At 71.8% G+C, this 26479-nt stretch carries 23 protein-coding genes; 9 read left to right on the forward strand and 14 right to left on the reverse strand.

Annotated features, from left to right (window positions below; all coding sequences use genetic code 11):
• Positions 1-125: 125 nt before the first annotated feature.
• Positions 126-1283, reverse strand: a complete 1158-nt coding sequence (locus tag ACZ63I_RS03550; protein ID WP_469334903.1) for a flavin-containing monooxygenase — start codon at positions 1281-1283, stop codon at positions 126-128.
• A 134-nt stretch (positions 1284-1417) separates the two neighbouring features.
• Between ACZ63I_RS03550 and ACZ63I_RS03555 the strand changes: the two genes are divergently transcribed.
• The gene (locus ACZ63I_RS03555; protein WP_469334905.1) at positions 1418-2167 is read left to right on the forward strand and encodes a GNAT family N-acetyltransferase; all 750 of its coding nucleotides are present in this window, start codon (positions 1418-1420) and stop codon (positions 2165-2167) included.
• Here the strand turns inward: ACZ63I_RS03555 and ACZ63I_RS03560 are convergent.
• Positions 2113-2796, reverse strand: a complete 684-nt coding sequence (locus tag ACZ63I_RS03560) for a pyridoxine/pyridoxamine 5'-phosphate oxidase (protein WP_469334907.1) — start codon at positions 2794-2796, stop codon at positions 2113-2115. The genes ACZ63I_RS03555 and ACZ63I_RS03560 overlap by 55 nt on opposite strands.
• Positions 2797-2981: 185 nt before the next feature.
• The gene (locus ACZ63I_RS03565; protein WP_469334909.1) at positions 2982-3629 is read right to left on the reverse strand and encodes a TetR family transcriptional regulator; all 648 of its coding nucleotides are present in this window, start codon (positions 3627-3629) and stop codon (positions 2982-2984) included.
• 423 nt (positions 3630-4052) lie between these two features.
• On the opposite strand from ACZ63I_RS03565, the gene afsK reads away from it, so the two are divergent.
• A complete protein-coding gene (gene afsK / locus ACZ63I_RS03570; RefSeq protein WP_469334911.1) occupies positions 4053-6641 on the forward strand; it encodes a protein serine/threonine kinase AfsK in 2589 nt (862 codons plus the stop codon).
• A 73-nt stretch (positions 6642-6714) separates the two neighbouring features.
• Here the strand turns inward: afsK and ACZ63I_RS03575 are convergent, their stop codons facing one another.
• Positions 6715-7371: a hypothetical protein gene (locus ACZ63I_RS03575; RefSeq protein WP_469334913.1), complete on the reverse strand. Its 657-nt coding sequence runs from the start codon at positions 7369-7371 to the stop codon at positions 6715-6717.
• Positions 7372-7573: 202 nt separating this feature from the next.
• Here ACZ63I_RS03575 and ACZ63I_RS03580 point away from each other — a divergent pair, with 202 nt between their 5' ends.
• Positions 7574-8140 carry a hypothetical protein gene (locus ACZ63I_RS03580; RefSeq protein WP_469334915.1) on the forward strand — a complete coding sequence of 189 codons (567 nt, stop codon included), beginning with the start codon at positions 7574-7576 and terminating at the stop codon, positions 8138-8140.
• Positions 8141-8288: 148 nt separating this feature from the next.
• Here the strand turns inward: ACZ63I_RS03580 and ACZ63I_RS03585 are convergent, their stop codons facing one another.
• The 3 genes from ACZ63I_RS03585 to ACZ63I_RS03595 form a co-directional block, all read right to left on the reverse strand.
• Entirely contained in the window at positions 8289-8462 is a 174-nt protein-coding gene (locus ACZ63I_RS03585; protein WP_469334917.1) for a sigma-like protein, read from the reverse strand.
• Between the two features lie 298 nt (positions 8463-8760).
• Positions 8761-11709, reverse strand: coding sequence for an SARP-family global regulator AfsR (gene afsR, locus ACZ63I_RS03590; RefSeq protein ID WP_469334918.1), 2949 nt, complete (start codon positions 11707-11709; stop codon positions 8761-8763).
• Positions 11710-11930: 221 nt separating this feature from the next.
• Positions 11931-12503 (reverse strand): TetR/AcrR family transcriptional regulator, encoded by a 573-nt coding sequence (locus ACZ63I_RS03595; RefSeq protein WP_469334920.1) that lies wholly within the window; start codon positions 12501-12503, stop codon positions 11931-11933.
• Between the two features lie 126 nt (positions 12504-12629).
• Between ACZ63I_RS03595 and ACZ63I_RS03600 the strand changes: the two genes are divergently transcribed.
• The gene (locus tag ACZ63I_RS03600) at positions 12630-13367 is read left to right on the forward strand and encodes an SDR family oxidoreductase (RefSeq protein WP_469334921.1); all 738 of its coding nucleotides are present in this window, start codon (positions 12630-12632) and stop codon (positions 13365-13367) included.
• Between the two features lie 1754 nt (positions 13368-15121).
• Here the strand turns inward: ACZ63I_RS03600 and ACZ63I_RS03605 are convergent.
• On the reverse strand, positions 15122-15292 hold the full coding sequence (locus ACZ63I_RS03605; RefSeq protein ID WP_469334922.1) for a hypothetical protein: 171 nt from the start codon (positions 15290-15292) through the stop codon (positions 15122-15124).
• 1243 nt (positions 15293-16535) lie between these two features.
• Here ACZ63I_RS03605 and ACZ63I_RS03610 point away from each other — a divergent pair.
• Positions 16536-16664: a hypothetical protein gene (locus tag ACZ63I_RS03610; RefSeq protein ID WP_469334923.1), complete on the forward strand. Its 129-nt coding sequence runs from the start codon at positions 16536-16538 to the stop codon at positions 16662-16664.
• Positions 16664-17023 (forward strand): VOC family protein, encoded by a 360-nt coding sequence (locus ACZ63I_RS03615; protein ID WP_469334924.1) that lies wholly within the window; start codon positions 16664-16666, stop codon positions 17021-17023. Before ACZ63I_RS03610 ends, ACZ63I_RS03615 begins: the two co-directional genes overlap by 1 nt.
• Positions 17024-17059: 36 nt before the next feature.
• Here ACZ63I_RS03615 and ACZ63I_RS03620 read toward each other — a convergent pair whose 3' ends face one another.
• From ACZ63I_RS03620 to erm, 4 genes are all read right to left on the reverse strand, one after another.
• Positions 17060-17722 carry an MSMEG_1061 family FMN-dependent PPOX-type flavoprotein gene (locus ACZ63I_RS03620; protein ID WP_469334925.1) on the reverse strand — a complete coding sequence of 221 codons (663 nt, stop codon included), beginning with the start codon at positions 17720-17722 and terminating at the stop codon, positions 17060-17062.
• Positions 17723-17837: 115 nt separating this feature from the next.
• Complete coding sequence (locus ACZ63I_RS03625; RefSeq protein ID WP_469334926.1) at positions 17838-18932, reverse strand: protein kinase family protein; 1095 nt, start codon at positions 18930-18932, stop codon at positions 17838-17840.
• Between the two features lies 1 nt (position 18933).
• Positions 18934-19578, reverse strand: coding sequence for a CatB-related O-acetyltransferase (locus ACZ63I_RS03630; protein WP_469334927.1), 645 nt, complete (start codon positions 19576-19578; stop codon positions 18934-18936).
• Between the two features lie 105 nt (positions 19579-19683).
• Entirely contained in the window at positions 19684-20466 is a 783-nt protein-coding gene (gene erm, locus ACZ63I_RS03635; RefSeq protein WP_469334928.1) for a 23S ribosomal RNA methyltransferase Erm, read from the reverse strand.
• Positions 20467-21022: 556 nt separating this feature from the next.
• Here erm and ACZ63I_RS03640 point away from each other — a divergent pair.
• Entirely contained in the window at positions 21023-22042 is a 1020-nt protein-coding gene (locus ACZ63I_RS03640; RefSeq protein WP_469334929.1) for a glycoside hydrolase family 16 protein, read from the forward strand.
• Positions 22043-22084: 42 nt separating this feature from the next.
• Here the strand turns inward: ACZ63I_RS03640 and ACZ63I_RS03645 are convergent, their stop codons facing one another.
• A complete protein-coding gene (locus ACZ63I_RS03645; protein ID WP_469334931.1) occupies positions 22085-23449 on the reverse strand; it encodes an APC family permease in 1365 nt (454 codons plus the stop codon).
• Between the two features lie 71 nt (positions 23450-23520).
• On the opposite strand from ACZ63I_RS03645, the gene ACZ63I_RS03650 reads away from it, so the two are divergent.
• Positions 23521-24519 (forward strand): GlxA family transcriptional regulator, encoded by a 999-nt coding sequence (locus ACZ63I_RS03650; RefSeq protein ID WP_469334933.1) that lies wholly within the window; start codon positions 23521-23523, stop codon positions 24517-24519.
• On the opposite strand, the gene ACZ63I_RS03655 is transcribed toward ACZ63I_RS03650, so the two are convergent.
• The gene (locus ACZ63I_RS03655; RefSeq protein WP_469334935.1) at positions 24469-25569 is read right to left on the reverse strand and encodes a helix-turn-helix transcriptional regulator; all 1101 of its coding nucleotides are present in this window, start codon (positions 25567-25569) and stop codon (positions 24469-24471) included. The genes ACZ63I_RS03650 and ACZ63I_RS03655 overlap by 51 nt on opposite strands.
• 144 nt (positions 25570-25713) lie before the next feature.
• Here ACZ63I_RS03655 and ACZ63I_RS03660 point away from each other — a divergent pair, with 144 nt between their 5' ends.
• Positions 25714-26442, forward strand: coding sequence for an SDR family oxidoreductase (locus tag ACZ63I_RS03660; protein ID WP_469334937.1), 729 nt, complete (start codon positions 25714-25716; stop codon positions 26440-26442).
• Positions 26443-26479: the final 37 nt, after the last annotated feature.

Below are 26479 nucleotides of genomic sequence, written 5' to 3' on the forward strand. Positions count from 1 at the left end.
CTCTCCTTCGGACCGTAATCGGTCGGTCGGCATGCGGATGAGCTCCATGTCCGGCGCATCGCCGGTCACGTCAGACCTGGGGCACGGACTGTCCAGTTTGCCCCATAAGGGTGGATCGCGCGCAGTCAGCGGGCCGCTTTGGCCAGCGCCTTCGCTATCCGGTTCGCGTCTATGGACAGTTCGCGGAACATACCGCTGATCGGGTTCGTGAACCCCGTGAAGTACAGGCCCGGGGCCTTCGGCGACGTGCGGGGGCCGTGGACCACCGGGCGGCCTCGGGGGTCCAGGATGTCGAGGGGGCCGACCAGGGGTTCCAGGGCGCGGTGGTAGCCCGTCGCCGCGATCACCACGTCCGGGGTGAGGTGGGAGCCGTCCGCCAGGACGACCTTGGACTCCTCGAAGGACTCCACCGCCGCCACCGGTTCGACCCGGCCCTTGCGTACCGCCTTGAGCAGCCCCACGTCCTGGACCGGGATCGCGCCTTCGCGCACCCGGCTGTAGAGGCCCGTGTCGGGGCGGGGCAGGCCCTTGTCCGACAGGTCGGGGACGGCGACGCGGGCCAGCAGGCGGCCCGCGCGGTCGACCAGGCGGGTCGGCAGGCGGCGGACCAGGATGCCCGTCGACTGGGCCGGCCAGCCCAGGGTCGAGCGGCGCACGATGTGCGGGACCGTGCGGATCGACAGCCGGACCCGGGAAGCCCCGCCCTCCGCCAGGTCAACGGCGATCTCGGCGCCCGTGTTGCCCGCGCCGACGACCAGGACGTCCTTGCCCCGGTACGGCTCGGCGTTGCGGTAGTCGCCCGCATGCAGCAGTTCGCCGGTGAAGGAGTCCGCGCCCGGCCAGGACGGCAGGCGCTTGGTGTGGTTGTAGCCGGTCGCCACGACCACCGCACTGCCCGTCAACTGCCGCCCGCCGGTGGCGTGCAGCAGCCAGCCGGTGTCGTCGGCCGTACGCTCGATCCCCGTCACCTCGACGCCGGTGACGATCTCCAGCCGGTGGTGCTCCGCGTACTTCTCCAGATAGCGCACCACCCGGTCCCTGGGCACCCACCGCCCGAAGGAGCGCGGGATCGGCAGGCCGGGCAGCGAGGACATCCGGCGGGTGGTGTGCAGGCGCAGCCGGTCGTAGTGGCCGCGCCAGGACGCGCCGACGGCTTCGGACTTCTCCAGTACGACGGCACGTATCCCGCGCTCACGCAGGGCGACCGCGACGGCGAGCCCGCCAGGGCCGCCGCCGATGACGTACACGGGGCGGTCGGTGGTGAGGTCGGTATCCGCGCGCATGAAACCTGAGCGTAATGTCGCGCTCATTTGTTGGGTCTCGGTCAAGACCTGAATCGGTTGCGAATCGATCACGCGCGCCCGGCCCGCGCGGAGCCGGAAGCGCCGCTGTGCCCGCAGATGTGTTGAATGGGCTGATGAGCGATCTCACCGACTCCGCCGTACCGCGTCTGCCGCCGCCCGGCGAGATCAGCGGATTCGGCGTACGGCTGCGCCTGTGGCGCGCCGGCGACGAGGCGGCGCTGCTGCGGGGGCTCAGCGACGCCGAGTTCCAGCGCTGGAACACCCCGCTGGTGCGGGTACGTACGGAGGAGGCCGCCGCCGAACTCGTCCGGCGCCGCCGTGACGGCTGGGAGCGCGCCGAGATGGCGCAGTTCTGCGTGGTGGCCGACGGGGACCGGGCCGGGGGCGGCGGGGGTGCGGCTTGTGCGCCCGACGGCGCGATCCTCGGCAGCGTCGGGCTCGGCATGCTCGATCTGCGCCAGCGCAGCGGCCGCGTCGGGTACTGGGTGCTGCCCGAGGCGCGCGGTCACGGCGTGGCCGGGCGCGCGCTGGAGGTCTGCACCCGCTGGGCCTTCGAGCAGGCGGGACTGCACCGGATCGAGCTGGGCCACGCCATCGGCCACGACGCCTCCTGCCGGATCGCCGAGCGCTGCGGGTACCGGTACGAGGGGACGCAGCGCGACGCGATGTTCCAGGAGGGCAGGCTCGACCTGTTCCGGGACGTGCACATGCACGCCAGGATCGCCACGGATCCCGCGCCCGATCCCACCGTGACACCTGCGGAGCAGGGGCGGACCGATCAGGGTCGGGCCGGTCAGGGCCAGACCGGTCAGGGCCAGAGCAGTTCCTTCTCCCACAGGTCCGGTTCGTCGTCGCGCCGGTAGCGCAGCCGGATGTGGCGTCTGCGGGCGTCGCCCTGGAAGAACTCGACCTCGTCCGGGTCGAGGATGTACCCCGCCCACGACGGCACCGGCGCCTCCGGGTCGCGCTCGGCCCGTTCCCATGCGGCCTGACTCGCCTGCGCCAACTCGTCCGTCGAAGGCAGGAGTTCACTCTGCCGGCCGACAAGTGCCGAGGCCAGCGCGCCGGTCGAGCGGGCCCGCAGGTCCGCGTCGCTCTCCGCCTCCGGCGCCGCGAAGACCCGGCCTCTGATCCGTACGGCCCTGCCCTGCGTCGACCAGTAGAAGTTCAGCGCGGCATGGGAGCGTTCGGCCAGTTGGCGGCCCTTGCGGCTGGTCCGGTGCGAGGCGAAGTGCAGCCCCCGCCGGTCCGCGTCATGCAGCATGAGCGTCCGTACGTCGGGACGGCCGTCGGCGTCGGCCGTCGCCAGGGTCATGGTGTGCGGTTCGGGCTGCCCGGCGGCGACCGCCTCGGCGAACCAGCGGCGGAACAGTTCCAGAGGCCGCTCGGGCGTCGTCGCGGGGTCGAAGTCGGGCAGTTCGGTGTCCCAGACCCGCTGGGTGTGCAGAAGGGCGCGGAACGCGTCCTGCTGTTCGTCCTGATCGTCGTCCATGCGTCCATTCAACCGGTCCGACGGTTGTCGCGCCTTGGGACGGAAGCGCCGGCGGGGATCAGTTTGGTTGATCCGCCGCCGGCGTGACAGGACAGGGACCTTCACTCGGTGTCGCGTTGAGCGCTTGGTGCCGCGTAGAGAGGTCGTTGGGGTGGGGCTTCCGTGACGTGACGGGCCCCCTTTCTTTACTTGACGGGCTTCTTTCCCGTGATGCCCAGATGGACCAACAGGGCAAGATTCGGGCGCAGTTCGGCCTGCTTCACACCCCAGGCCTGGAAGCCCTTCTGGTGCGAGGCGACGCCGGCGAGCATGACGACCAGGGAACCGGCCACCGCGGCGGGGACGACGTCCTTGTCGACCTTGCCCTTGGCCTGGAGCTCCTTGACCGATTCCGTAAGGGAGTTGGTGACGGAGTTCATGATCCGCGTACGGATCCGGTTGAACCGCTTGTCCCCTTCGGCCGCACCGAGATCGATGACGCGCAGAATCGCGTCGTGCCGGCGCCAGAAGTCGAGGAATCCCTCGACCAGTTCCTCGGCTGTCTGCCAGCCGGCCTTGCCCGCCCAGGAGCGGCCGGAGACCAGTTCGGTCAACCCGGTGCCTTCCTTGGCCATTTCCTCGGCGAGTTCGAGGACGGCGCCCTCGACATCCGGGAAGTACTGGTAGAAGGTCGCGGGTGAAGTGCCCGCCTTCCGGGCCACATCGATGACTTTGACATCCCGATACGGCGAGGAGCTGAGCATCTCGCCGAGGCAGTCGAGTAGCTTCTGTCGCGTCGCCTGGCCGCGCCGACCAGCCACGCGGCCGTCGACGGTGCGTACTTGTCCTGTCATGCCGTCAGCTTACCGACGGGTGATCGGAGCGCGATTTGGCCGACTGCAAATGGGTTTCGGGCGCCTGGTTCCGGTGCGCGGGTTCCGGTGCGTGGGACCCTCCGATATCCGCACTCATTAATGTTATCAACAGCCTGTGGACAACTTCGGTGGACAAGTTCACGCGGGAACAGGGCGGCAACAGGGATCGGGTGGGGACAATTGGGCAATTGTTCTATTTAAGCGGGAGGAGAGCGGGAGGAGAGCGGGAGCGGGAAGAGAGTGGGGGAGAGCGGGGGAGAGCGGGCAGAGGGCTGATGGGGTGGCGCGATCGGGGCGAGACACCCCGTTCTGCCCCCGGGTTCGCAACCGGTGCCCCGGACAGGAAGAATCAGGGGGCACGGGGCCGTACCTTTGTGGCCCGTACGGGGAGGTGGCAGGCAAGTGGAGCAGCTAACGCAGCACGACCCGAGACGCATCGGCCCTTTCGAGGTGCTGGGACGGCTCGGAGCCGGCGGCATGGGGCTGGTCTACCTCGCGCGCTCGGCGTCCGGACGCCGGGTGGCGATCAAAACCGTACGGACCGAACTGGCCGAGGACCAGCTCTTCCGCGTCCGCTTCACGCGTGAGGTGGAGGCGGCGCGCGCCGTCAGCGGCTTCTACACCGCGGCCGTCGTGGACGCCGACCCCCGGGCCGCCGTGCCCTGGCTGGCCACCGCGTACGTGCCCGCCCCCTCGCTCGAAGAGATCGTCAACGAATGCGGGCCGATGCCGGCCCAGGCCGTGCGCTGGCTGGCCGCGGGGATCGCCGAGGCCCTGCAGTCCATCCACGGCGCCAGCCTCGTGCACCGCGACCTCAAGCCGTCGAACGTGCTGGTGGTGGAGGACGGACCGCGCGTCATCGACTTCGGCATCGCGTCCGGCGTCTCCAACACCCGGCTGACCATGACGAACGTCGCCGTCGGCACCCCCGCGTACATGTCGCCGGAGCAGGCCAGGGACTCCCGCAGCGTGACGGGCGCGAGCGATGTGTTCTCGCTCGGCTCCACGCTGGTCTTCGCCGCCACCGGACACGCCCCCTTCCACGGCGCCAACCCCGTCGAGACCGTCTTCATGCTGCTGCGCGAGGGCCCCGACCTGGCGGGCCTGCCCGCCGAGCTGCGGCCGCTCATCGAGTCGTGCATGCAGATGGACCCGCTGCGCAGACCCTCGCCCGCCGACCTCCAGTCCCAGCTCGCCCCGCACCTGTTCGCCTCCGGCAGTGACGACAGCGGTACGGCGTCGGCCTGGCTGCCCGATCTCGCCACGGCGATGATCGAGCGCCGCCGGGCCGGCGTACGCACCCCGGCGCCCGTCGCCGCCCGCCCCGACCCGGCGCTGGGCCCGCCGCCCCGGCCGCCGCTGCCGCCCCAGCAGGGGCAGCAGGGGCAGTCGCAGGTGCAGCCCCCGCAGGCGGGGCAGCGCCAGGTGGGCGCGGGGCGTACGCCCGACTGGGACGCGGCCTGGCAGCCCGCGGGCGGCGGAAAGCACGGCGGGGGCGGCCGGGACGGTCAGCGCGGCGGCGGTCAGCAGGGTGTCGGTCAGCGCGGCCCAGGTCAGCAGGGTGTCGGTCAGCAGGGCACGGGTCAGCGGGGCGGCCAGCACGCGACGCCCGGGGGCCCCGTCCGGCTCTCCGGCTCACCCGTCCCCATCGGCCCGGGACCCCGCGCCGCGGACGGCGGCCGCGCGGGCGCCGTCGCCGAGGCGGGACCCGCCACCGGCTGGATCAGACCCCCCGCGGGGCTGACCGGCGCGGAGGCGCCCACCAGCGCCGTACCGGCACCGACCGCCCCGCACGGGCCGGGACCCACGCAGCCGGTCGTGCCGCCCCCCGACGTGGCGCAGGCGCCGGGCCACGGCCGCTGGCGGCCCTGGCGGTTCCGGATGTCGAACGACGTCTGGGGCACGCCCGTCGTCGACGGCGATCTGCTGTACGTGACGTCGTTCGAGGTGCACGCCCTGGATGTGGCCAGCGGGCGGCGCCAGTTCAAGACCAGGGACGTGGCCTGGGCGATGGCCGTCGCCCAGGGCCGTATCCACGCCTCCGACGGACCCACGCTGTACGCGCTGGACGGTACGGACGGCAGCGAGCGCTGGCGGCTCCAGACGGACGCCTGGGTGTACTCGCTCAAGGTCGACCGGGGCACGGTCGTCACCGGCACGCGCGGCGGCGGCGTCCAGGCGTGGGAGGCGTCGAGCGGCGAGAAGCTGTGGGAGACGAGCGGCGCGCAGAGCGACTTCGAGACGCCGGAGGCGGGGCCCGCCGTCTTCGACGGCACCGTCTACGTATGGCAGGACGCGCGCCTGCGCGCACTGGACGCGCGCACGGGCGCCGAGCGCTGGTCGTATCCCATCGGCGACGCCGCGTCCTGCGGCGGCGTGCCCCTGCGGATCACCCCCGCGCCGGACGGGTATCTGTACGTCTCGGCCGGGACCCGCGTCCTGTCCGTGGACGTCGCGAGCGGCCGGGTGCGCTGGCACTTCGAGGCGCCCGCCGTCTTCCTCTCCCCGCCCGCCTTCGCGCCGGGGCCCGCCGTGACGGGCGGCGGGGTGTATCTCGCGGACTACCTCGGCACGGTGTACGCGCTCGACGCGACCACCGGCAAGGACCGCTGGCGCATCGCCACGGAGTCCCGCCAGTCGATCGAACCGGTGCTGGTCGCCGACGGCAACGTGCACGTGGGCAGCGGCAGCGCGCTCTACACGCTCGACGCGGTGACCGGCACCCCCAAATGGCGCTTCGCGGCGGGCGGCGAGGTCATCGGCGCCCCGGTAGTCGCCGACGGCCGCCTGCACTTCGGCTCGGCCGACCACGTGCTGTACACCCTGGACGCGAGCGGCGGCCAACTCCGCTGGAAGCTGGCAACGGGCGGCGAGATCACCGGCTCCCCGGTGGCGCAGCGGGGCGTGGTGTACGCGTGCAGCAAGGACCGCTGCGTGTACGCACTGGACGCGGTAAAGGGAACGGCGACGGGACGGAGCGGCAACCGCTAGGCGGCTGGTCGGGTGGCTCGCGGTCTCACGGCCGACGGCCGCGCTGCTCACCGGCCCGCCCGGGGCCCCGCCGTCAGTGGCGCTGCGGGTCCCAGGGCTCCGTCTTGCCCCAGGTTTGGGTGTCGCCGCTCTGTGCCGACGGGGGAGTGGGCCATTCGGGGTCCGAGTGTCCGTCGGGCCGGGTGTCCGGGGTCGGGTGCGGGTCGCCGTACGTCGGGTCCGTCGGTGACCCGTGCGAGCCGTTCACCGCGTGCGCGCCGTTCGATCCGTTCGCGCCCGCCTCGTCGTACGCGGGCTCCCGGCGGCTGCGGGCCGGGTGGCGGCCGCTCATCACCACGGCGCCCAACAGCAGCAGGACACCGCCGGCCGCCGCGCCGGCGACGCCGATGGCGAGGCCCGTGCCGTCGGTGTCGAGCGTGAGGCTGCCGCCGTTGGCCTGGCCCTGGCGGACCGTCCACAGGGCGGTCGCGGCGAGGGAGACAAGACCGGCCAGCGCCACCAGCAGACGTGAGCGCAGTACGAGCCCGACCAGGGTGACCAGCGCGGCGAACGCGAAGGGCAGCACGATCGATTCGACGAGGCTGGGGGTTCCGGCGGAGATGCCGTCGAACAAGTCGCTGACGCGGTAGTCATGGCCCACCCGGTGGTCGTACCAGGGCTTGAACACGCTCGCCACGCCTGCCGCCGCTCCGACGAGGGCGAGCACCGAGCCTATGACGTTCCGAACCATCGTCGGCCTCCTTGACTGGATTGCCGTGCGGACTGTCGTGCCGGTCGCTTGCCGCGTCGCTTCGACGTTACGGCGGGTACCCCGCCAGCGCCGGATCACGCCCGCAACCGCGGCGGAACAACGGCGGAACCACCCGGGCGTCGTTGGACGTGTACATGCTGTTAGGAATGACCAACTGGACCAACGGGGAAGGGACTCGACCTTGCTGCGTCGACGTCTGAAATTCACGGCCGCCGTGGCTGTGGTGATGCTGGGACTGACGGGATTCTCGTCGTCGTCCCACGGCCATGGACACGGTTCGAAGAGCAGCGGTCACTCCAGTGGAGGCGGCTGCTCCAGCTCGAAGACCAAGAACGGCACGTACTCGGACCACGATTACGACGACGATGACGACTACGGCTCGTCGGGCGCCGACACGGCGGCGGACGACACGTACGACGACACCTACACGCAGAGCCCGGCGCCCTCGGCCTCGTCTGCCAATCCGGTGGCGGAGAGCGTCAGTTGCGCGCATGGCGCCAAGGGCAAGAAGAAGGCCGTGACGTACAGCATGATCCGGGTGACGGCACCGGACGGCACGTTCGGCGGGTTGGACACCTACCGGGTCGACGTCGTCTTCCGGGGCGTTTCAGGTACGAGGGTCGACACGGGGAGCGCGCTCGTCACCCTGGACGCCGGGGAGTCCCGGACGGCCCGGGTGACGATGGACCACCCGGGCAGCGTCGCGCGCGTACGGGACTGCGACCCGACTGCCGTGCTGAGCGACTGAGTTCAGCCCCCACGACACCGAGTTCAGCACCCACGACGTGGCCGGCCGCGGCGGCTCCCCCTCCGCGCCGCCGCGGCCGTTCCCCCGTCCCGAGAAGGTCTGTCAGATCGCGCGGACCGCGCGGATCGTGCGGACCGCGCCGACCGTGCTACGGCGCCGGCGGCGCGGGAGTGTGGTTGTCCTGCGTCGTGGCGGTGGACTTCCCCTTCACCGGGGCCACGGGCGTGTGGTTGTCGAGCGGCTTCGGCACGCCGCCGTTCGCGGGCGGTGCGGGCGTGTGGTTGTCCATGGTGGTGAGTTCTTCGTTGCTCTCGGCGGTCATGGCTCGTCTCCCGTGTGTTCGGCGGCGCTGTTGGGGGATCCCTGCGCGGCGACTCCCCCGGGTGTCGCCGCGCAGGGATCCAGGGGGCCTCACTCGAACCGAGGAGTCCCCCCGGCGATCCGTCCGCTGCCCCCCGACGCGACGAATCGACGCACTCATCATGTCTTGTGAGCATAAACAATCGATGAACGCGCCGGTGCGGGGCTTGCGCCGCCTGTGCGCCACGTCACCGAGGTGATACGGCACACGCCGTGCGACCGGTCGCGTCACGCCGCCGCGACCACCGCGACCGGTCGCGTCACGCCGCCGAAAGCGGGCTGAGCAGACTGCGTACGTTCGCCGCCTCCGGGGCGTCGCACTCCTCGTACAGCGCCAGCGCCTCGCGCCAGCAGACCCGCGCGCGGTCGCTCTGGCCGACCGTCTCCAGCGCCCGGCCCAGCACCGTCAGCACGCTCGCGCGGATCCGGTCGCCACCGATGCACCCTATGGCAAGGGCCTGTTCGGCGTGCTGCGCCGCCTTGGCCGGCTGCCGGGCGGTGAGGTACGCCTCGGCCACGCGGAAGTGGGTCGTGCCCTCCCACAGCCGCTGCCGGTTCTTGCCGAACGTCGTCAGGGCCTCGTTGAGCTGCGTCAGGGCCTCTTGGTGGTTCCCCGCCTGGGTGAGCGCGACGCCGAGCGCGTAACGGGCGTTCGCCAGCCGGAGGGTGAGGCCGAGGTGGTCGTAGATGTCGATGCCCTGCTGGGCGAGTTCGATGGCCTTCGCCGTACTGCCCTGGGAGAGGTGTATCCGGGAGAGGTTGCACAGGGCGCTCGCCTCGGCCGGGCGGTTGTTGTCGGCGCGCGAACTCTCGATGGCGCGCAGCAGGAACGACTCGGCGTCGGCGAGCCGCCCTTGGTTGAAGGCGATGATGCCGCGGTCGTTCTCGGCCCAGAAGACGGGCGCCGGGTCGCCGGCGGCGCGGGCCAGCGGCTCGATGTGCCGGGCCTCCTCGTCGGCCTCGGCGTAACGGCCCGCCACCAGATGGACGTTGGTCAGGGTCGTCCTGGCCCGGCCCTCCGCGTGGCTGTCGCCCGTCGCGTGCGCGGTCGCCCGTGCGGACAGGGCGGCCGACTCGTACTGCTTCGAGTTGGCGCCCGACTCGGCGAGGTCCTTCGCCGCCCACAACAGGTCCACGGCCTTGCGGAGTTGCGTGCCGCGCGAGGCGTGATGGGCGCAGGCGAGCAGGCAGTCCGCCTCGGTGTACAGCCAGTCGAGGGCCGTCTGCCGGTCGTCGAACGACAGGCCCTGGTACGCGGTCGGCGCCAGGTGGTCGATCAGCCGGTCACCGGGGCGCTCGATCGCGTAGACCTCTGCCGCCGTCGCGAGATAGAAGTCCAGCAGCCGGGAGAGCGCCGACTCGCAGTGGCTGGAGGGGTCTTCGTCCCGCTGGGCGCATACACGCGCGTAGAGACGGACCAGGTCGTGGTAGCGGTACCGGCCCGGGGCGGCGGATTCGAGGAGCGACGTGTCGACGAGCGACTCCAGCACGTCCTCCGCGTCGTGCAGCGGCAGGTCCAGTACGGCCGCGGCTGCGGCGAGGGACATGTCGGGCCCGTCGGCCAGGCCGAGGAGCCGGAACGCCCGTGCCTGGGCGGGTTCGAGCTGACCGTAACCCAGCTCGAACGTCGCCTTGACGGCGAGATCGCCCGCCTGCAGCTCGTCCAACCGCCGCCGCTCGTCGGCGAGTTTCGCCGCGAAGACGGACACCGTCCAGGTGGGCCGTGCGGCCAGCCGGGACGCGGCGATCCGGATCGCGAGCGGCAGGAACCCGCACGCGGCGACCACGTCCAGCGCCGCCTTGCGCTCCGAACTCACCCGCTCCTCACCCACTATGCGGATGAACAACTGGAGCGCTTCCTCGGGCGACATCACGTCCAGGTCGATGAGATGCGCCCCCGCCAGGTCGACCATCCGGACCCGGCTGGTGACGAGCGCGGCGCACCCGGTGGTGCCGGGCAGCAGCGGACGGATCTGCGCCGCGTCCCGCGCGTTGTCCAGCAGGACGAGGATGCGCCGGCCGTCGAGGGTGGAGCGGTAGAGCGCGGACCGTTCGTCGAGGGTGTCGGGGATCGCCGCGTCGGGCGTGCCGAGCGCGCGCAGGAAGGCGCCCAGGACCGTCTCGGGCTCCGCCGCGCGGGCCCCGGCGCCCATGAGGTCGACGTACAACTGTCCGTCGGGGAAGTGCGGTCGCGCCTCGTGCGCGATGTGCACGGCGAGCGTCGTCTTGCCGACGCCGCCGATGCCGGCGAGCGCGGAGACCGCCATGACGGACCCCTCGGCGGCCGTCAATCGCCGGCCCAGATCCCGTACGAAGGCGGCGCGCCCGGTGAAGTCCGGCACGGTCGCCGGGAGTTGCGCGGGCTTCATGACGGCCTGGATCGGCGCGGGCTCCTCCACGGGCCGGGCCAGCTCGGCGTCGGCCTGGAGGATGCGCTGCTGCAACTGGGCCAGTTCGGGGCGCGGGTCGACGCCCAGCTCGTCGGCGAGCAGCCGGCGCGTGTCCGCGTACACGGCGAGCGCCTCGGCCTGCCGCCCGCTGCGGTAGAGGGCGAGCATCAGCAGCTCGCGCAGCCGCTCGCGGAGCGGCTGTGCGGCGGTGAGGGCGGTCAGTTGGGAGATCGCCTCGGCGTGCGAGCCCAGCTCCAGGTCGAGATCGAGCAGCGCCTCGGTGAGCTGGAGCCGCCACTCTTCGAGGCGGGCGCGCTGCGCCTCGGCGTACGGGCCTGGCACGGAGGCGAGGGGTTCGCCGTCCCAGAGCCCGAGGGACTTGCTGAGCAGCTCACGCGCGGTGGAACGGTCGCCCGCCGACCGGGCCTTCTCGGCGTCGGACACCAACTCCTGGGCCACATTGAGGTCGAGGGCCTCGGGGCTGGTCCGCATCGCGTACCCGCCGGACTCGCTGACGAGCACCCCGGCGGAGAGGACCTTGCGCAGTCGGGAGGCGTACGTACGGACGGCGGCGAGCGCCTGCGACGGCGGCTCGTCGCCCCACAGTGCGTCGATCAACTCGCCGGAGGTGGCGGTACGTCCGTCGCGCAGGAGCAGGGCGGCCAGCAGGGCGCGCTGCTGCGGCGACCCGGAGGGCAGCACTTCACCACCGCGCCAGGCCCGTACGGGGCCGAGCACGCTGAAGCGCAACGCGCCTTCCTGGTCAACTACCGCCGGAGCCCACTGCTCCGGTACTCGCGGCCCGATGTCCCGGTCCATAGCTCCCCCTGCCCTGCACTGCTGGTTTCGCCTTCGACAGTCTGCCTTGTCCAAGGCGGGTGCGTCAGCTACGGGTAGCGGTCTGCACAAGCCCTCGACAGGTGGGGAGGGGGGATTTGGCCGGTTGTGGGGGGTGGGGGAGGCGGCGGACCGGAGTGTCCGACTCCGCGTGGCGCGGACGGGCCGCGGGGTCGGTCGGTCAGGGGGCTGCCGCCCCTCGGCTACGGGCGGGCCGCCAGACCGTCCAGGGTGAGATCGAGCAGGCGCTCGGCCTGCTGGCGCCGCTCGGGGCTCGCGGAGGTGAGGGCGATGCCTTCGAGTGCGGCGCCCAGGTCGGCGGGGCCGATGTCGGTACGGATCGCCCCGGCGGCCGTGCACGCCTCCATCAGGGTGGTGATGGCGGCCTGGATCATGTCCCGGCTGTGGCCGTAGGGATTGGTTCCCGAGGCGGCGATGGCGCGCAGGGCGTCGGCCATGCCGAACTTGGCGGTGACGTAGTCGAGGAAGAGGCGGGTCCAGGCGCGCAGGGCGTCGTACGGCGGCTGCGCGGCGAGCAGCCCGGGGACGGCGTCGCACAGTTGGGCGACCTCGTTGCGGTAGACCGCCTCGATCAGCGCTTCCCGAGTGGGGAAGTTGCGGTACAGGGTCGCGCTCCCGACGCCGGCTTCTTTGGCGATGCCTTCGAGGTGCGCGTCGAGCCCGCGCTCGGCGAAGACGCGCACGGCCGCTTCGAGGATCTTGTCCCGGTTGCGCTGGGCGTCGGCGCGGAGGGGGCGGGGTGGGGTGGCGGCCATGGGGGTGTCCTTCCCTCCGTCTCTGTTTGTCTCTATTTGCTAAGTGGGGGAGTCCCCGCTTAGCCTGGGATAAGCGGGGGAGTCCCCACTTATAGTCTAGGCCGGTTTCCCGGAAGGGTGTTGATCATGTCGGGTGTCGACGGCAAGGTCGTAGCGATCACCGGTGCCAGCAGCGGCATCGGAGCGGCGACGGCGACCTACCTCGCCGAGAGGGGCGCGCGGCTCGTCCTCGGGGCGCGGCGGAAGGACCGGCTCGACGCGGTGGTGGAGCAGATCACGGCGCGGGGCGGCGCCGCTGTCGGTGCCGTCATCGACGTGACGCGCCGCGAGGACCTGCGGCGGCTGACGGACACGGCGGTCGACCGGTTCGGCCGGCTCGACGTCCTGGTCTCCAACGCGGGGACGATGGCGGTGTCCCCCTTCGACGAGCTGCGCCAGGACGACTGGGACGCGATGGTCGCGACGCACATCACCGGCCTGCTGAACGGCATCGGGGCGGCCCTGCCCATCTTCCGGCAGCAGGGCTCGGGGCAGTTCGTCAACGTCGGCTCGACAGCGGCGTACGTCGTGAAGGCGCCGCAGGGCGTCTACGCGGCGACCAAGACGGCGGTGAAGGTGCTGACCGAGGGACTGCGCCAGGAGTCGGGGCCGGACCTGCGCGTCACGTTGGTCTCGCCGGGGTTCACCAACACGGAGGGCGTGGGCAAGGGCGCGAGCCCGGAGGCAGCGGCGGCAGCCACCCGGCAACGCGACGAGATCGCCATCCCGCCGTCGGCCATCGCGTCGGCGATCGGTTACGCGATCGAGCAACCGGCGGACATCGACGTGAGCGAGATCGTGGTGCGCCCGACGGTGCAGGGGTGAGGGGACATGGGCCGGGTGGGCCGGGAGTTGGGGGCGGCCGGGGGGACCACGGGCGGGCTGGGTTCGTGGTGGCGGGTGCTTGGCCGGGTGCGGGTGCCGCGCGGTAGTTGCGTGGGGCGACTCGGGCTGGCCAAGCGTCCACCCCGGTGGGTGGTCGGCTGGGGCGCATGCCCCGCTGGTCGCTGGGGGTTGGTGGGTGCGGGTGAGTGCGCATGGGCCGGGGACTGTGCGGGCCGGGGGGATTAGCCGCCCGTAGGGCCGCCCCCTGAGGTGTGAGTGTCGCGGCTCCGGTCCGGGCGTCAAGGGCGCTCCTACGTCGCGTCGCTTCGCGATGACCTGCGGTCACCCTTGACTCCCGAACCTCCACCGCAAGTACCTCTTTTTTGGGGGGGCGGCCGGGGGGACCACGGGCAGGCTGGGTTCGTGGTGGCGGGTGCTTGTCCGGGTGCGGGTGCCACGCGTTAGTTGCGTGGGGGGACTCGGGCCGTCTCGGCGTCCACCCCCACCGGGTAGTGGTTGAGACTCATGCCCCGCTGGTCACTGCGAGTGGGGGTGGGGCGGGTGTGACTGGGGTGACGGGGGTGGTTCGTGGGGCGGCCGTCGGGCATCTTTTGCGTCCTGTGTTGCGTTAGGCGCGCCCCAGGGCACATCAGGCCGGTGAGACGGCCCCGACCGGGGGTGTTCCGTGCGGGCCGTGGCTCCTGGGGTGGTGACCGGGCGCCTTTTGCGTGGGTGGTTGCGTTAGGCGCGTCGTAGCGCGTATCGAGCCGGTCGGGCGGCGTCCGTACACTCCTCCCACCAGCGCGTAGCGCTGCGAAAGCGGGGGGTTGCGGTGTCGGTCGTGGACATACGGACGGTCTGGAGACCGTCCGTGAGGGATCTCTGGGCGGGGCGCCGTCCTCTGTGGTGGACGGCCGGACCGGCGGGAGAACTTGCCGTCATGTTCGTCCCCCGGAAGTACTTGCGCCGAAGCCGGTACGTCAAAGGCTGGGTCGGCCGGGGAACGGAGGTCCCGTTCGACGGGACGCTCGTGATTCGCCGGCCCGACGGGTCAGTGAGGCGCATTCCGATCAAGGACGTGCCGGTCCGGCCCAGCCACATCGCTCTACTTCCGGCGGACCGACTCCTCATCGCGGCAGGTCGAGCGGGCACGAAGGGCCCGGAAGAGTGGCGGGCCAATGCCGTGGTGTTCTCTCTGACGAGTGGCGGGCAAGAGGACGCCTTCTGTGTCGGCGACGACATCCCCGCTCTGGTCACTGACCGCGAGGGAACTATCTGGACGGCTTACGGGGACGAAGGCATCTACGGCGGACATCCCGAATCCGGAGCCGGGCTTGCCGGGTGGGACGGTGAGGGCCACGCCACCTGGGGCCCGGGGGATCGGCTTCCTGGTCTGCCCTTGCAGGGCCTCACCGCTGCCACGGAGGGCGATCGGGTGTGGCTGGTCTGGTACTCAGGTGCCCGACACGGCGGCACCTTCCTGACGCGGATCACTCCGTCCACAGGTGAGGTGACGAGCTGGCCCAGCCCGGTGGATCGGCCGGACGGATTGGCGGTACGCGGGGACCGGGCAGTCCTGACCGAGCGCGTTCACAATCAGCGGGCGACCGAGGTGATCAGCGCCGAGCTGGTCGGGGACGGCTGGAGCGTGACCGACCGACAGCGGATTCGGGTACCAGGCCGAGTTGTCATGCACTGCGGTCAAGGTCGCGATGGCGCTCTGTGGCTCCGCGCCGGTGACACGTGGCTTCTCATCAGGACCCCGCAACAGGGTGCGTCATGAAGCGGCTCAGCCGGTAGGTGGTCGGCTGCGCCAGGCGGCCGCACAGCGTGTCGATCCGGAGCATCGACTCGTCGATCCGTGCCTCCCGAAGCCCACGCAGGTGCGCGCGCAACTCCGTCTCGTCCTGGGTCTCGAAGATCACCTCCCACCGCCCCCTCTCCGACGCGGTGCGGGCAGCGAGCCGTTGTCTCTCGGCCGTTTGCCGCCGTCGTCTCTTCCCCTGCCCAGGCACCCACCCAGGATCACCCCTCGGCGTCGGCCCATCCGCCCCGGGGTGCGGCTCCGACGGCCGTCTCACCGGCCACTCTCGTCACACCCACCCCATGGCTGGGGTACCTCACCGGCCTGATGTGCCCTGTGGCGCGCCTAACGCAACACGGGACGCAAAAGATGCCCGACGGTCGCCCCACGGACCGTCCCCCGTCACCCCAGTCACACCCATCCCACCGCCGGGGTCGCTCCACTGGCCGGGTGCGCCCTATGGCGCGCTGAACGCAACCACCCACGCAAAAGGCTCCGGGCCACCGCCCCAGGAGCCACCCCCAGTCACCCCAGTCACACCCGCCCCACCGCCGGGGTCGCTCCACTGGCCGGGTGGGCCCTGTGGCGCGCTGAACGCAACCACCCACGCAAAAGGCTCCGGACCGCCGCCCCAGGAGCCGTCCCTCGTCACCCCAGTCACACCCGTACCACCCACCGGCCCGTTGCCCCGGCCCCGCTTCTTCCGCCAGGGCACCCTCCCGGCCTCCACCCACCCCGAGTGACCAGCGGGGCATGAGTTTCAGCCGCTACCCGGTGGGGGTGGACGCCGAGACGGGCCGAGTCGCCCCATGCAACTGCCGCGTGGCACCCGCAGTCGGCCGAGCAGCCGTCACGGCGATCCCAGCTTGCCCGTGGTCCCCCCGGCCGCCCCCCCAAAAAAGAGGTACTTGCGGTGGAGGTTCGGGGGTCAAGGGTGGGCGCAGCCCATCGCGGAGCGACGGGACGTAGGAGCGCCCTTGACGCCCGGACCGGAGCCGCGATACTCAAAGCTCAGGGGGCGGCCCTACGGGCGGCTAATCCCTCCGGTCCGCACAGGACCCGGCCCATGCGCACTCACCCGCACCCGTCGTCCGAGAGTGACCAGCGGGGCATGCGTCCCAGCCGACCACCCGCCGGGGTGGACGCCGAGACGGGCCGAGTCGCCCCATGCAACCACCGCGCGGCACCCGCACCCGGCCAAGCACCCGCCACCACGAACCCAGCTAGCCCGTGGTGCCCCCCGCAGTTTCGGGGTCCTGCGCTTTGACCCGCTGTCGGGGCACAAGGGCGGCGACGCGCGCCTATGCTCTGCTTACGGCCTTTGCCCTCTCTCGCCCGACCGGTCAATCGAAGGAACTCCCGACATGGCCAGCGCAATCGACTTGCCAGATGTGGTGTGGTGCAAGTCCGGCTACAGCGGTAACAACGGCCGTGACTGCGTTGTCGCCGGGGCCCGCTTCGTCGCGTACGCCGGGCTTCAGGAACGACGCTGATGGCCGTTCGCCGCGTCGTACCCAACCTCCCGTCGGACTCGGCATCCGAGACCCCGCAGGAGCGCCGTGACTTCTATGGGCTGCTCGGCTTCGAGGAGGTCATGGACCACGGGTGGATCGTGACGCTCGCCTCTCCGGCCAGCCCGGCGGCGCAGATCAGCTTCATGACCCGTGACAAGACCGCGCCCGTCAACCCCGACCTCAGCATCGAGGTGGACGACGTGGATGCCGCTTATGCCGCCGTCCGGGCGAGCGGGGCTGAGATCGTCCATCCTCTCCAGGGCGAGGAGTGGGGTGTGCGGCGGTTCTTCGTTCGTGACCCCGGCGGACGTGTGATCAACGTGCTCGGCCATCGCTGACCGCCCCGCCCCGCCCCGGCCCGTCACAGCGGCCCGTTACTCGTACCGGTACTTCAGCGACTCCGCCTCCGTCTGCTCGATGTCGGCGATCGTCAGCCCCGGCATCCGCAACTGCGCCAGCGTCACCTCGGCGGAGGTCGGTTGCGCGTCCGCCGGCAGCCACTGGTCCGGCTTCCAGGCCGCGCTGCGCAGCAGTGACTTCGGGCAGTGCGGGTAGACCTCCTCGATCCCCACCACCAGCGCGCTGGCCGGCGGTTTGCCCACGGCGGTCAGTTGCGACAGCAGCTCCGGGCGGGTGGAGACGCAGGCCCGGCCGTTGACCCTGAGCGTCGTCGTGCGCCCCGGGATCAGGAACAGCAGCCCCGCCCGGCCGGTGGCGATCACGTTCTGCAGGGTGTCCAGCCGCTTGTTGCCGGTCGCGTCCGGTATCGCCACCGTCCGTTCGTCCAGGACGGCGACAAACCCGGCGGGGCCGCCGCGCGGGGACACGTCGCAGTTGCCCTCGGCGTCCGCGCTGGCGATCAGGACCAGCGACGAGCAGCCGATCAACCGCCTTGTCTGCTCGGTGAGTTCGGTCATCTGCTTGCGCACGGCGGCGGCGCCGGGCAGTTCGTAGGCCCGGCGCAGGGCGTCCTGGTCGGGTACGGCGTCGAGACGGAGGGAGTCGAAGGCAGTGCTGGCAAGAGAGGGCGGCGTCATGCCATCGACCCTAATGGACCGACATGCGAGGGTTCCCGGAGTGAACTCAGTCCACCAGCTCCGGCGGCATCAGCTCCGGCGCCATCAACCCCGGCGGCCGGTCTCCGGCGCGCCGTCAGCTCCGGCGGCCGATCTCCGCCGCCGGGTACGGCGTCTCCTTGCTCTCGCTCTGCAGCTTGCGGATGAAGTCCGTCACCACCACGGTGAGCGGCGCGTACCGCGTCAGGACGGACGCCACCCCCGCCGGGACTCCCGTGGGGCGCTCGCCCGCCGCGTACGACCGCAGCAGTGCCTGCCGCTCCTCCCCGCGCAGCCCTTTCACCTCGGTGACCAGCCAGTTCGCCAGGTACGAGAGGGCGTACGCGCGGTCGTACGATCGGTGCTGCTCGACGAACTCGGCTTCCGCAGCCGACAGTTCGAAGCGCGGTGATGTCGCCAGGCCGTAGTCCGTGAAGTACAGGCGGTGGCCGTCCGTGAGGATGTTCTGGAAGTGGACGTCCATGTGCAGCAACCCGTGCGCGCTCATGAACGCCGTCCCGGCTGCCAACTCCGCCTCCACCATCGCGCACGCCGAGTCCGCCGCCGCATCCGCCGCCGCGTCGCCCGCCGCCCCCTCGCCCGCCGCCCCCTCGCCCACCGCCCCCGCGCCCATCTGCCGCCCGAGCCACTGGTGCAGGTTCTGCGGGATGTACTCCAGGAACAGCACCACGCTCGCCGAGGACCGCCGGCGCGCCTCGATCTGGTTGCGTACGGCCGATCCGCCGCCCCAGTCAGCGACGACCTTGTCCACGTCGGTCAGTTCGTCCGGCAGGGGGGCCGAGTCCGGCAGTACCCGCCAGTGGTACATCAGCGGGAAGCCCTCGTATTCGCCCGCCAGCACCCAGTTCGTGGTCATCGTGTGCGCGGCCAGTTCCCGCCACGTCCCGAAGCTCGGCCCCGCGAGGTTGTACTGGCAGAAGACCGGCAGCCCGAACAGGTTCGCCGTGGAGTGGACGTTCTCCGGCTGTCGCTCCAGGTCGGTCAGCGGCACCCGCTTCACGAAGACGGGGGCGCCCGCCACCTCCAGCAGCGCCGACCTGCCGCCGATCCCCGTACCGAGCGGTTCGGCCGCGGCCAGCAGCTCAGTCAGCGCGCGGTCGCTGGTCAGGGCCAGGGTGGTGGCGACAGCGCCGTGGAGGGTGAGTCGCGCCTCGTGCGCGAGGGGCGGCATATTACGAGGCTCCCTGTGCGGCGGCTTCCAGCTCCGCGATGCTGCCCGACATGATCGTCCGTACCTGCTCGGTGATGTGCTCCGGCGACCAGTCCCACCATGCCACCGCCCGCAGCCGGGCCACATCTGCCTCGCTGTAGCGGGTGCGGATGAGGCGCGCCGGGTTGCCGCCGACGATCCCGTAGTCCGGCACGTCCGACGTGACCACCGAGCCCGCGCCGATGATCGCGCCGTGCCCGATCCGTACGCCCGGCAGCACCGTCGAGCCGTACCCGAACCAGACGTCGTTGCCGACGACGGTGTCCCCGCGGCTCGGCAGGCCGGTCAGCAGGTCGAAGTGGTCGGACCACGAGCTGCCCACGGTGGGGAAGGGGAAGGTCGACGGGCCGTCCATACGGTGGTTGGCGCCGTTCATGATGAATCGCACGCCCGTGCCCAGCGCGCAGAACTTCCCGATGATCAGCTTCTCCGGACCGTAGTGGTACAGCACATTGCGCGTCTCGAACGCGGTCGCGTCGTCCGGGTCGTCGTAGTACGAGTACGCGCCGACGTCGATCAGCGGTGACGTGACCAGCGGCCTGAGCAGCACCACCCGCGGCTGTCCGGGCATGGGATGGAGCACCGACGGGTCGGCAGGCACGGGCATGGCTGGCGGTTCCTTCCGGGGTTTCGGGCTTCGCGTTCGTGACCCGAGGCCCATGATCGCAGTGCCGTGCCGCCGGGGCGCGGATTTGTCAGGGGCCCCACAGCTCTACCTGAGGCCCCACAGCGACGCCCACTGCCGCGCCGTCAGGTCCTTCGGCAGTGTCCGCCCGGACACCTGGTTGGCCCGCAGCCACTTGCCGAGGTCCCTGCGGTCGAACTGACCCGTCCTGGTCAGGATGTCGGGCAGTCCGCGCCCGCGCCCCGTGAAGACCCGCCCCACGAAGTCCTGGTAGCGCTTGCGGTCGTCGACGAGCGGTCGCGGTCTGCGGTGCACCGTGAGCAGTCCGCCGTCGACCGACGGCATGGGGCGGAAGGCGCGCGCCGGGACGCGTGAGTGCAGCGCGAAGTCGTACCAGGGCCACCAGCTCGCGGTCATCATGGTCGCGCCGCCCACCCCGGCCCGGCGCCGCGCGACCTCCCACTGGACCAGCAGGACCGCCGACTGCCAGTGGTCGGCGGCGAGTACGCGCCGGACGATCGGCGTCGTGAGATGGAACGGCAGGTTCCCGACGAGTACGTACGGGTGCCGCGGCAGCGCGCAGCGCAGGATGTCGTCGCATACGACGGTGACATGGCCGAGGGTACGGCTGTGCAGGCGGCGGGCGCGGCGCGGGTCGATCTCGATCGCCGTCATCGGCTGCCCGAGCCGGCTCAACGGGATGGTCAACGCACCGTCGCCTGCGCCGATTTCGACGATCCGGCTGTTCGTACGACCGGCGGAACCGGTCACGGCACCCGCCACGAGATCCGCGATGGCGGCGACGACGGCACGGTCGGTGAGGAAGTTCTGGCCGAGCTCGTGTCGGCCGCCCTGATAGGGCTGATGCATGGGAGTGCTCCGCGTGGAATCTTCGGAGCCGGGGCGGGGCAGTACGGAACACCGCACCGGCGAGGACTCGTTACGCGGCGGAGCTGAGCGATGGAGAAGAGATCAGACCAGCTCGCCGCATGCGCGGCGCAGCTTTACGAAGAAGGCGCAAGACATAGCGGCGACCCTAGCCCCCGACCACGCCTGCCCGCACGGCATTTTCCGCCGCCGTACATCACTCGATTCGCCCGCATTGCGGGGTTTCGGTGCCACGACCGTACTGACAAGGCTGTACTGCCCAACCGCTTGACGCGATGCGGCGGGGGCACTAGAAAACACATGCTGAGAGAGCGCTCTCAGCTACCTGGACAGAGTCGGACAACTGGACAGAGTCGGACAACTGAACAGAGTTGGACAACTGAACAGAGTTGGAGAGTCACAGAGTTCGATCCGTGCACGCCCCCACCGTGCACACGCCGTCCCCCTGCACACGGTCCCCACCCGGCAGGCGACGGCGGCTTCGATTCCCCCCACATGGGCCCGCACGACGGGGCCCATTCGGAACAGGAGAACTCGCATGTTCAGCGGACACCAGCAGCTCCAGCCAGGGAGCGACGGCCGCCGGCCGCGCCGCTCCCGGGCGCGGATCGTCCTTACCGCGCTGACCGTCGGCGCCCTCAGCGTCGCGGGCCTCGCGGCCGTCGCGCCGAGCGGTGGCGCCGCGACCCCCGCGGAGGCGCCCGTCGTGGCCAAGGCGGCGGCGGCACCGGCCGCCGTACCCGCGCCGCCCGCCGGGTTCACCACCACGTGGAGCGACGAGTTCGACGGCCCGGCCGACACCGGCGTCGACACCGGTACGTGGAAGTACGACACCGGGCCGGGCAGCAACTTCGGTACGGGCGAGATCGAGACGATGACCGACAGCACGGCCAACGTCTTCCACGACGGCAACGGACATCTCGTCCTGCGCGCCCTGCACGACGGCACCGACCCCAACACCGGCTGGACGTCCGGCCGGATCGAGACCCAGGACGACTCGTTCGGCGCGCCTCCCGGCGGCGTCGTCATGATGGAGTCGTCCATCCAGCAGCCGGACGTCACCCCCGAGAACGGCGCTGGCTACTGGCCCGCGTTCTGGATGCTGGGCCAGCCCCTGCGCACCGGCACCACCTGGCCGACCTCAGGCGAGGTGGACATCCTGGAGGACGTCAACGGGCGCAGTTCGGTCTTCGGGACCCTGCACTGCGGCGTCTCGCCGGGCGGCCCCTGCAACGAGTCCAGCGGTATCGGCAGCGGTGAACACGCCTGCCCCGGCTGCCAGTCGGGCTACCACACGTACGCGGTGCAGATCGACCGCTCGACCTCACCCGAGCAGATCCGCTGGTACCTCGACGGTGACAACTACTACACGCTCGACGCCACCGCCGTGGACGCCGACACCTGGGCGAAGGCCGTCGACCACCCGTTCTTCATCATCTACGACCTCGCCATGGGCGGAGGCTTCCCGGGCGCGTTCGGCGGCGGCCCCAACGCCGCCACCATCTCCGGTGGTCAGATGAACATCGACTACGTCGCCGTCTACAACAAGGCGCCGTAGTACGGCAGCAGAGCAGCCAGAAGCGGCGGGGCGGTCCGGACATCACTTCCGGGCCGCCCCGTCCGCTGTCCCGCGCGCCTTTCCGTCCGCTGTCCCGCACGCCTTCCCGTTCGCTGTCCCGCACGCCGGCCGGTTCAGCCGCAGATACAGCAGCGCCCCGCCCGTCACCACCAGCGGCCAGAGCAGATAGACGCCCGACATCACGAGCAGGGCCACCACGGCGACCAGTGCGGCGATCGCCGCCGCCCGGCCCTTGCTGCGCCTCGGCAGCAGCCGTACGGCGGCGGCGACTCCGATCGCGTACACCGCGACGAACGAGCCCGTCGTCAGCAGCACCAGCGGCCGGGGACCGACGCCCGCCAGGCTCACCCCGGCCAACGCGCAGAATCCCAGGGCCGATACGACCCCGAGGCTGCGCCTCGGCACCTCGCCGACCACGCTGCCGCGCGTCAGCCAGCCGGGGAGCGCGCCGTCCCTGCCGAGGGCCGCGCCCAGTTTGGCCGCGCCCGCGTAGTAGGCGTTCATCGCGCCGAGTGTCAGCAGCACGGCTGCCGCCGCCGCGAGGTACCGCGCGTTCCCGCCGATGCCCCGGGCCATCAACTCGCCCAGCGGCGCGTCCGATTGGGCGGCTGACGGGCCGAGTACGGTGACGACGGCGAAGGCGACGCCCAGATACAGCACCCCGACCACCACGACCGCGATTCCGGCCGCCCGTGGCAAGTCCCGCTCCGGGCGGCGGAATTCGGCCGCCAGGTGGGTGATCGCCTCCCAGCCGGCGAAGCTCCAGACCAGCAGCGCCGCCGCAGGTCCGACCGCCGTCCAGCCGTGCGGGGCGAACGGGTGGAGATTGGCCGTGTCGGCGTGCGGCAGCGAGAGCCCGACCGCGAGCAGCAGCAGGACGACGAGCAGGGCGGCCAGGGCGAGTTGGATCCGGCCCGTCACCTGGAGGCCGACGGCGTTGGCCGCCGTGACGACCGTCATCAGCGCCGCCGCCGTGATGACGGTCGTCGTGGTGCCGCCACCGAGCGCCGACGAGACGTACGCGCCGCCGAAGAGCGCGGCGGCGCTCGCACCCGGCGGTACGGCGAGGTAGAAGCACCAGCCGACCGTCGCCGCCGTACGCTCGCCGAAGGCCAGCCGGGCGTACGTCGAGACCCCTCCGGCGTCGGGGTAGCGGGCGCCGAGCGCGGCGAACGTAGCGGCGAGCGGCGCCGACAGCACGACCAGGGCCAGCCAGGCGAGCAGCGAAGCGGGACCCGCCGTCTCGGCGGCGAGCGCGGGCAGGGCGATGACGCCCGTGCCCAGCACGGCTCCCACGTAGAGCGCGGCGCCTTGGAGCGCGCTGAGCCCGCCGACGGCGGAGGTACCGGATGCGGAAGGGACGGGGACGGTTGTCTCGCTGGTCATGAGGCCCAGCTTCACGGCCCCCGCCGCCACCGGCCATCGGCAGAAACGACAGGGTGCGCATAATTACCGCCATGAGCGCCACCAGCCGTGCCGATCGCCCCGGCCGTCCCCACGTCGTCGCCCTCGCCGTCACCGACGCCGCGCCCATCTTCGAACTGGCCATCCCCTGCGAGGTCTTCGGCGTCAACCGCGACGATCTCGTCTCGCCCTGGTACGAGTTGCGCCTGTGCGCCGCCGAGCCGGGGCCGCTGCGCACAGCGGCCGGGCTGCGCATCGACACCCCGTACGGTCTTGACGACCTGGCGGCGGCGGACACCGTGATCGTCGCCGCCTGCGCACGCCGCGTACAACTCGCGCCGCCGCAGGGCCTGCTGGAAGCGGTGCGCGCCGCGCACGGTCTCGGCCGCCGGATGGTGTCGCTGTGCAGCGGCGCCTACGTACTCGGGCAGGCCGGCGTGCTGAAGGGCCGGGCGGCCACGACGCATTGGATGAACACGGGCGACTTCGGGCACCGCTTCCCCGACGTCGACTTCCGGCCTTCCGCGCTCTACACCGAGGACGGCACGGTCCTGACCTCGGCGGGCAGCGGGGCCGCCGTCGACCTGTGCCTGCACCTCGTGCGCAGCGACTTCGGGGCTGCGGTCGCCAACGAGGTGGCGCGGCGGATGGTCGTACCGCCGCACAGGGAGGGTGGGCAGACGCAGTACGTCACCCCGCTGGTGCGGCCGACGGAGGACGCGGGGCTCGAACCCGTACTGCGCTGGGCGCGGGGCAATCTCCACGAGCCGCTGACCGTACGGCGGTTGGCGCGCGAGGCGCGGCTCGGTGAGCGCACCTTCGCCCGCCGCTTCCGCGAGTCGATGGGTACGACGCCGTTGCAGTGGGTGCTCCAGCAGCGGGTGCGGCTCGCGCAGGAGCTGCTGGAGACCACGGACGAGCCGGTGGAGGTCGTCGCGCGGCGTACCGGTTTCGGTTCGGCGACCAACCTGCGCTACCACTTCAGCAGGACGACGACGGTCTCACCGCAGACGTACCGGCACGTGTTCCGGCACCGCGCCGCCGCCGGGTGACGCGGCCCGCCCGTCCGGCTGCCCGTCCGGCTGCTCGTCCGGCTGCCTCCCCGAGGGCAGGGCGGCCGGGAGGGCGGGCGGCAGGGCGGTCGGCGGCGCCGGGAGCAGACGCGCGAGGGCCGCTGCGTCCGGGCTGCCCGGCTCCGCCGTGCCGACGAGCAGGTGCTGGCCTGCCGCGCTCTGCACGTCGAAGGTCTGGTACGTGAGCGTGATCCGGCCGGTCACCGGATGGTTGAACACCTTGGTCTTCCGGCCGAGGCTGCTGACGGTGTGGTCCGCCCACAGCGCGGCGAACTCCTCGCTGTCGGACCGGAGTTCGTCCACCATCGAGATCAGCGCCGCCGTCTCCCCGTCCTCAGGACCGGCGCTCCTGCCGTGTCCCGCCGCCAGCCGCAGCGCCTCGACCGTGTCGCGCGCGACGGTCGGCCAGTCGGCGAAGAGTCCCCTGGCGGCGGGGTCGTGGAAGAGGGACCACACCATGTGGTGCGGGTCGGACAGCGGGGAGAGGAGCGCGGTGGCGAGCGCGTTCGCCGCGAGGACGTCCATGCGGCGGTTGATCACGTACCCGACGGCCGTCGGGAAGGCGTCCATCAACTGGAGCAGCGCGGGATCCACCGGCCCCGTGGGGTCCACCGGCCCCGTGGGGTCCACCGGCCCCGTGGGGTCCACCGGCCCCGTGGGGTCCACCGGCCCCGTGGGGTCCACCGGCCTCGCGGGATCCACCGGCCCCGTGGGGTCGACGGACTTGGCCGGACCGCCGCCGGGCGGCTGTTTCGGGGTGAGCCCCGCCAGCCGGTACGCGTGCCAGTGCGCGTCCGCGTCCAGCCGCAGGGCGCGGGCGATGGCATCCACGACCTGGCCCGAAGGGCTGCGCTCGCGGCCCTGCTCCAGCCGCGCGTAGTAGTCGGCGCTGACCCCGGCCAGCACGGCGACCTCCTCGCGGCGCAGCCCGCTGACCCTGCGTGGGCCTGAGCTGGGGAACCCCACGTCGGCGGGGGTCAGCCGGGCGCGCCGCGCCCGGAGGAAATCACCCAGTTCGTAATAACTCATGCATAAACCCTACGTCCGGGCAGGCCACACCCGGGCGGCCGGTCCTAGGAGTGCCGCACCCAGGAAGTGTCGCCCTCCCTCAGCGGCTCGATCCGGCGCATGCTCGGACCGTCCGCCCGCTCCAGAACGTCCCGAAGGTGCCGTATGTCCCCCATCAGCAAAGTCGTCCTCGTCACCGGCGCCAGCAGCGGCATCGGTGAAGCCACCGCCCGGCGGCTCGCCGCCGCCGGTCACCGCGTCGTCCTCGGCGCCCGGCGCCTCGACCGCATCGCCGCCGTCGCCGAGGACATCCGGGACGGCGGCGGTACCGCCGACCACCACGAGCTGGACGTGACCAGCCCCGACAGCATGCGGTCCTTCGTCGGGGCCGCGCACGACCGGTACGGCCGGGTCGACGTGCTGGTCAACAACGCGGGGGTGATGCCGCTGTCCCCGCTGGACGCCCTCAAGACCGACGAGTGGGACCTGATGATCGACGTCAACATCCGGGGCGTGCTGCACGGTATCGCCGCCGTGCTGCCCCTGATGCGTGCGCAGCGCTCGGGGCACGTCGTGAACATCGCGTCCGTCTCCGGCCTCCGCGTCGACCCCACGGCCGCCGTCTACAGCGCGACCAAGTTCGCGGTGCGCGCGATCTCCGAGGGGCTGCGGCAGGAGAGCCGCGACCTGCGGGTCACCGTCGTCTGCCCGGGGCTCACCAGCAGCGAGCTGACCGACGGCATCAGCGACTCCGGCGTACGGGAGGCCGTCCGCGGCAGCATGGGGATCGCGATTCCCGCGGCGGCGATCGGGGAGGCGGTCAACTACGCCGTCGGACAGCCCCTCGACGTCGACGTCAACGAACTCGTCGTACGGCCCACGGCCCAGGGCTGACCGGGCAGCCCAGGGCTGACGCCGCATGCAGCCAGCG

Source organism: Streptomyces sp. NPDC087906 (assembly GCF_055584925.1).

Coding starts and splice junctions, on each gene's coding strand:
- ACZ63I_RS03655 (WP_469334935.1), bottom strand. CDS start 25,569: ATGAGTTATTACGAACTGGGTGATTTCCTCCGGGCGCGGCGCGCCCGG.
- afsR (WP_469334918.1), bottom strand. CDS start 11,709: ATGGACCGGGACATCGGGCCGCGAGTACCGGAGCAGTGGGCTCCGGCG.
- ACZ63I_RS03555 (WP_469334905.1), top strand. CDS start 1,418: ATGAGCGATCTCACCGACTCCGCCGTACCGCGTCTGCCGCCGCCCGGC.
- erm (WP_469334928.1), bottom strand. CDS start 20,466: ATGCATCAGCCCTATCAGGGCGGCCGACACGAGCTCGGCCAGAACTTC.
- ACZ63I_RS03595 (WP_469334920.1), bottom strand. CDS start 12,503: ATGGCCGCCACCCCACCCCGCCCCCTCCGCGCCGACGCCCAGCGCAAC.
- ACZ63I_RS03585 (WP_469334917.1), bottom strand. CDS start 8,462: ATGACCGCCGAGAGCAACGAAGAACTCACCACCATGGACAACCACACG.
- ACZ63I_RS03620 (WP_469334925.1), bottom strand. CDS start 17,722: ATGACGCCGCCCTCTCTTGCCAGCACTGCCTTCGACTCCCTCCGTCTC.
- ACZ63I_RS03645 (WP_469334931.1), bottom strand. CDS start 23,449: ATGACCAGCGAGACAACCGTCCCCGTCCCTTCCGCATCCGGTACCTCC.
- ACZ63I_RS03615 (WP_469334924.1), top strand. CDS start 16,664: ATGGCCGTTCGCCGCGTCGTACCCAACCTCCCGTCGGACTCGGCATCC.
- ACZ63I_RS03625 (WP_469334926.1), bottom strand. CDS start 18,932: ATGCCGCCCCTCGCGCACGAGGCGCGACTCACCCTCCACGGCGCTGTC.
- ACZ63I_RS03630 (WP_469334927.1), bottom strand. CDS start 19,578: ATGCCCGTGCCTGCCGACCCGTCGGTGCTCCATCCCATGCCCGGACAG.
- ACZ63I_RS03650 (WP_469334933.1), top strand. CDS start 23,521: ATGAGCGCCACCAGCCGTGCCGATCGCCCCGGCCGTCCCCACGTCGTC.
- ACZ63I_RS03600 (WP_469334921.1), top strand. CDS start 12,630: ATGTCGGGTGTCGACGGCAAGGTCGTAGCGATCACCGGTGCCAGCAGC.
- ACZ63I_RS03565 (WP_469334909.1), bottom strand. CDS start 3,629: ATGACAGGACAAGTACGCACCGTCGACGGCCGCGTGGCTGGTCGGCGC.
- ACZ63I_RS03610 (WP_469334923.1), top strand. CDS start 16,536: ATGGCCAGCGCAATCGACTTGCCAGATGTGGTGTGGTGCAAGTCCGGC.
- ACZ63I_RS03575 (WP_469334913.1), bottom strand. CDS start 7,371: ATGGTTCGGAACGTCATAGGCTCGGTGCTCGCCCTCGTCGGAGCGGCG.
- ACZ63I_RS03550 (WP_469334903.1), bottom strand. CDS start 1,283: ATGCGCGCGGATACCGACCTCACCACCGACCGCCCCGTGTACGTCATC.
- ACZ63I_RS03640 (WP_469334929.1), top strand. CDS start 21,023: ATGTTCAGCGGACACCAGCAGCTCCAGCCAGGGAGCGACGGCCGCCGG.
- ACZ63I_RS03560 (WP_469334907.1), bottom strand. CDS start 2,796: ATGGACGACGATCAGGACGAACAGCAGGACGCGTTCCGCGCCCTTCTG.
- ACZ63I_RS03660 (WP_469334937.1), top strand. CDS start 25,714: ATGTCCCCCATCAGCAAAGTCGTCCTCGTCACCGGCGCCAGCAGCGGC.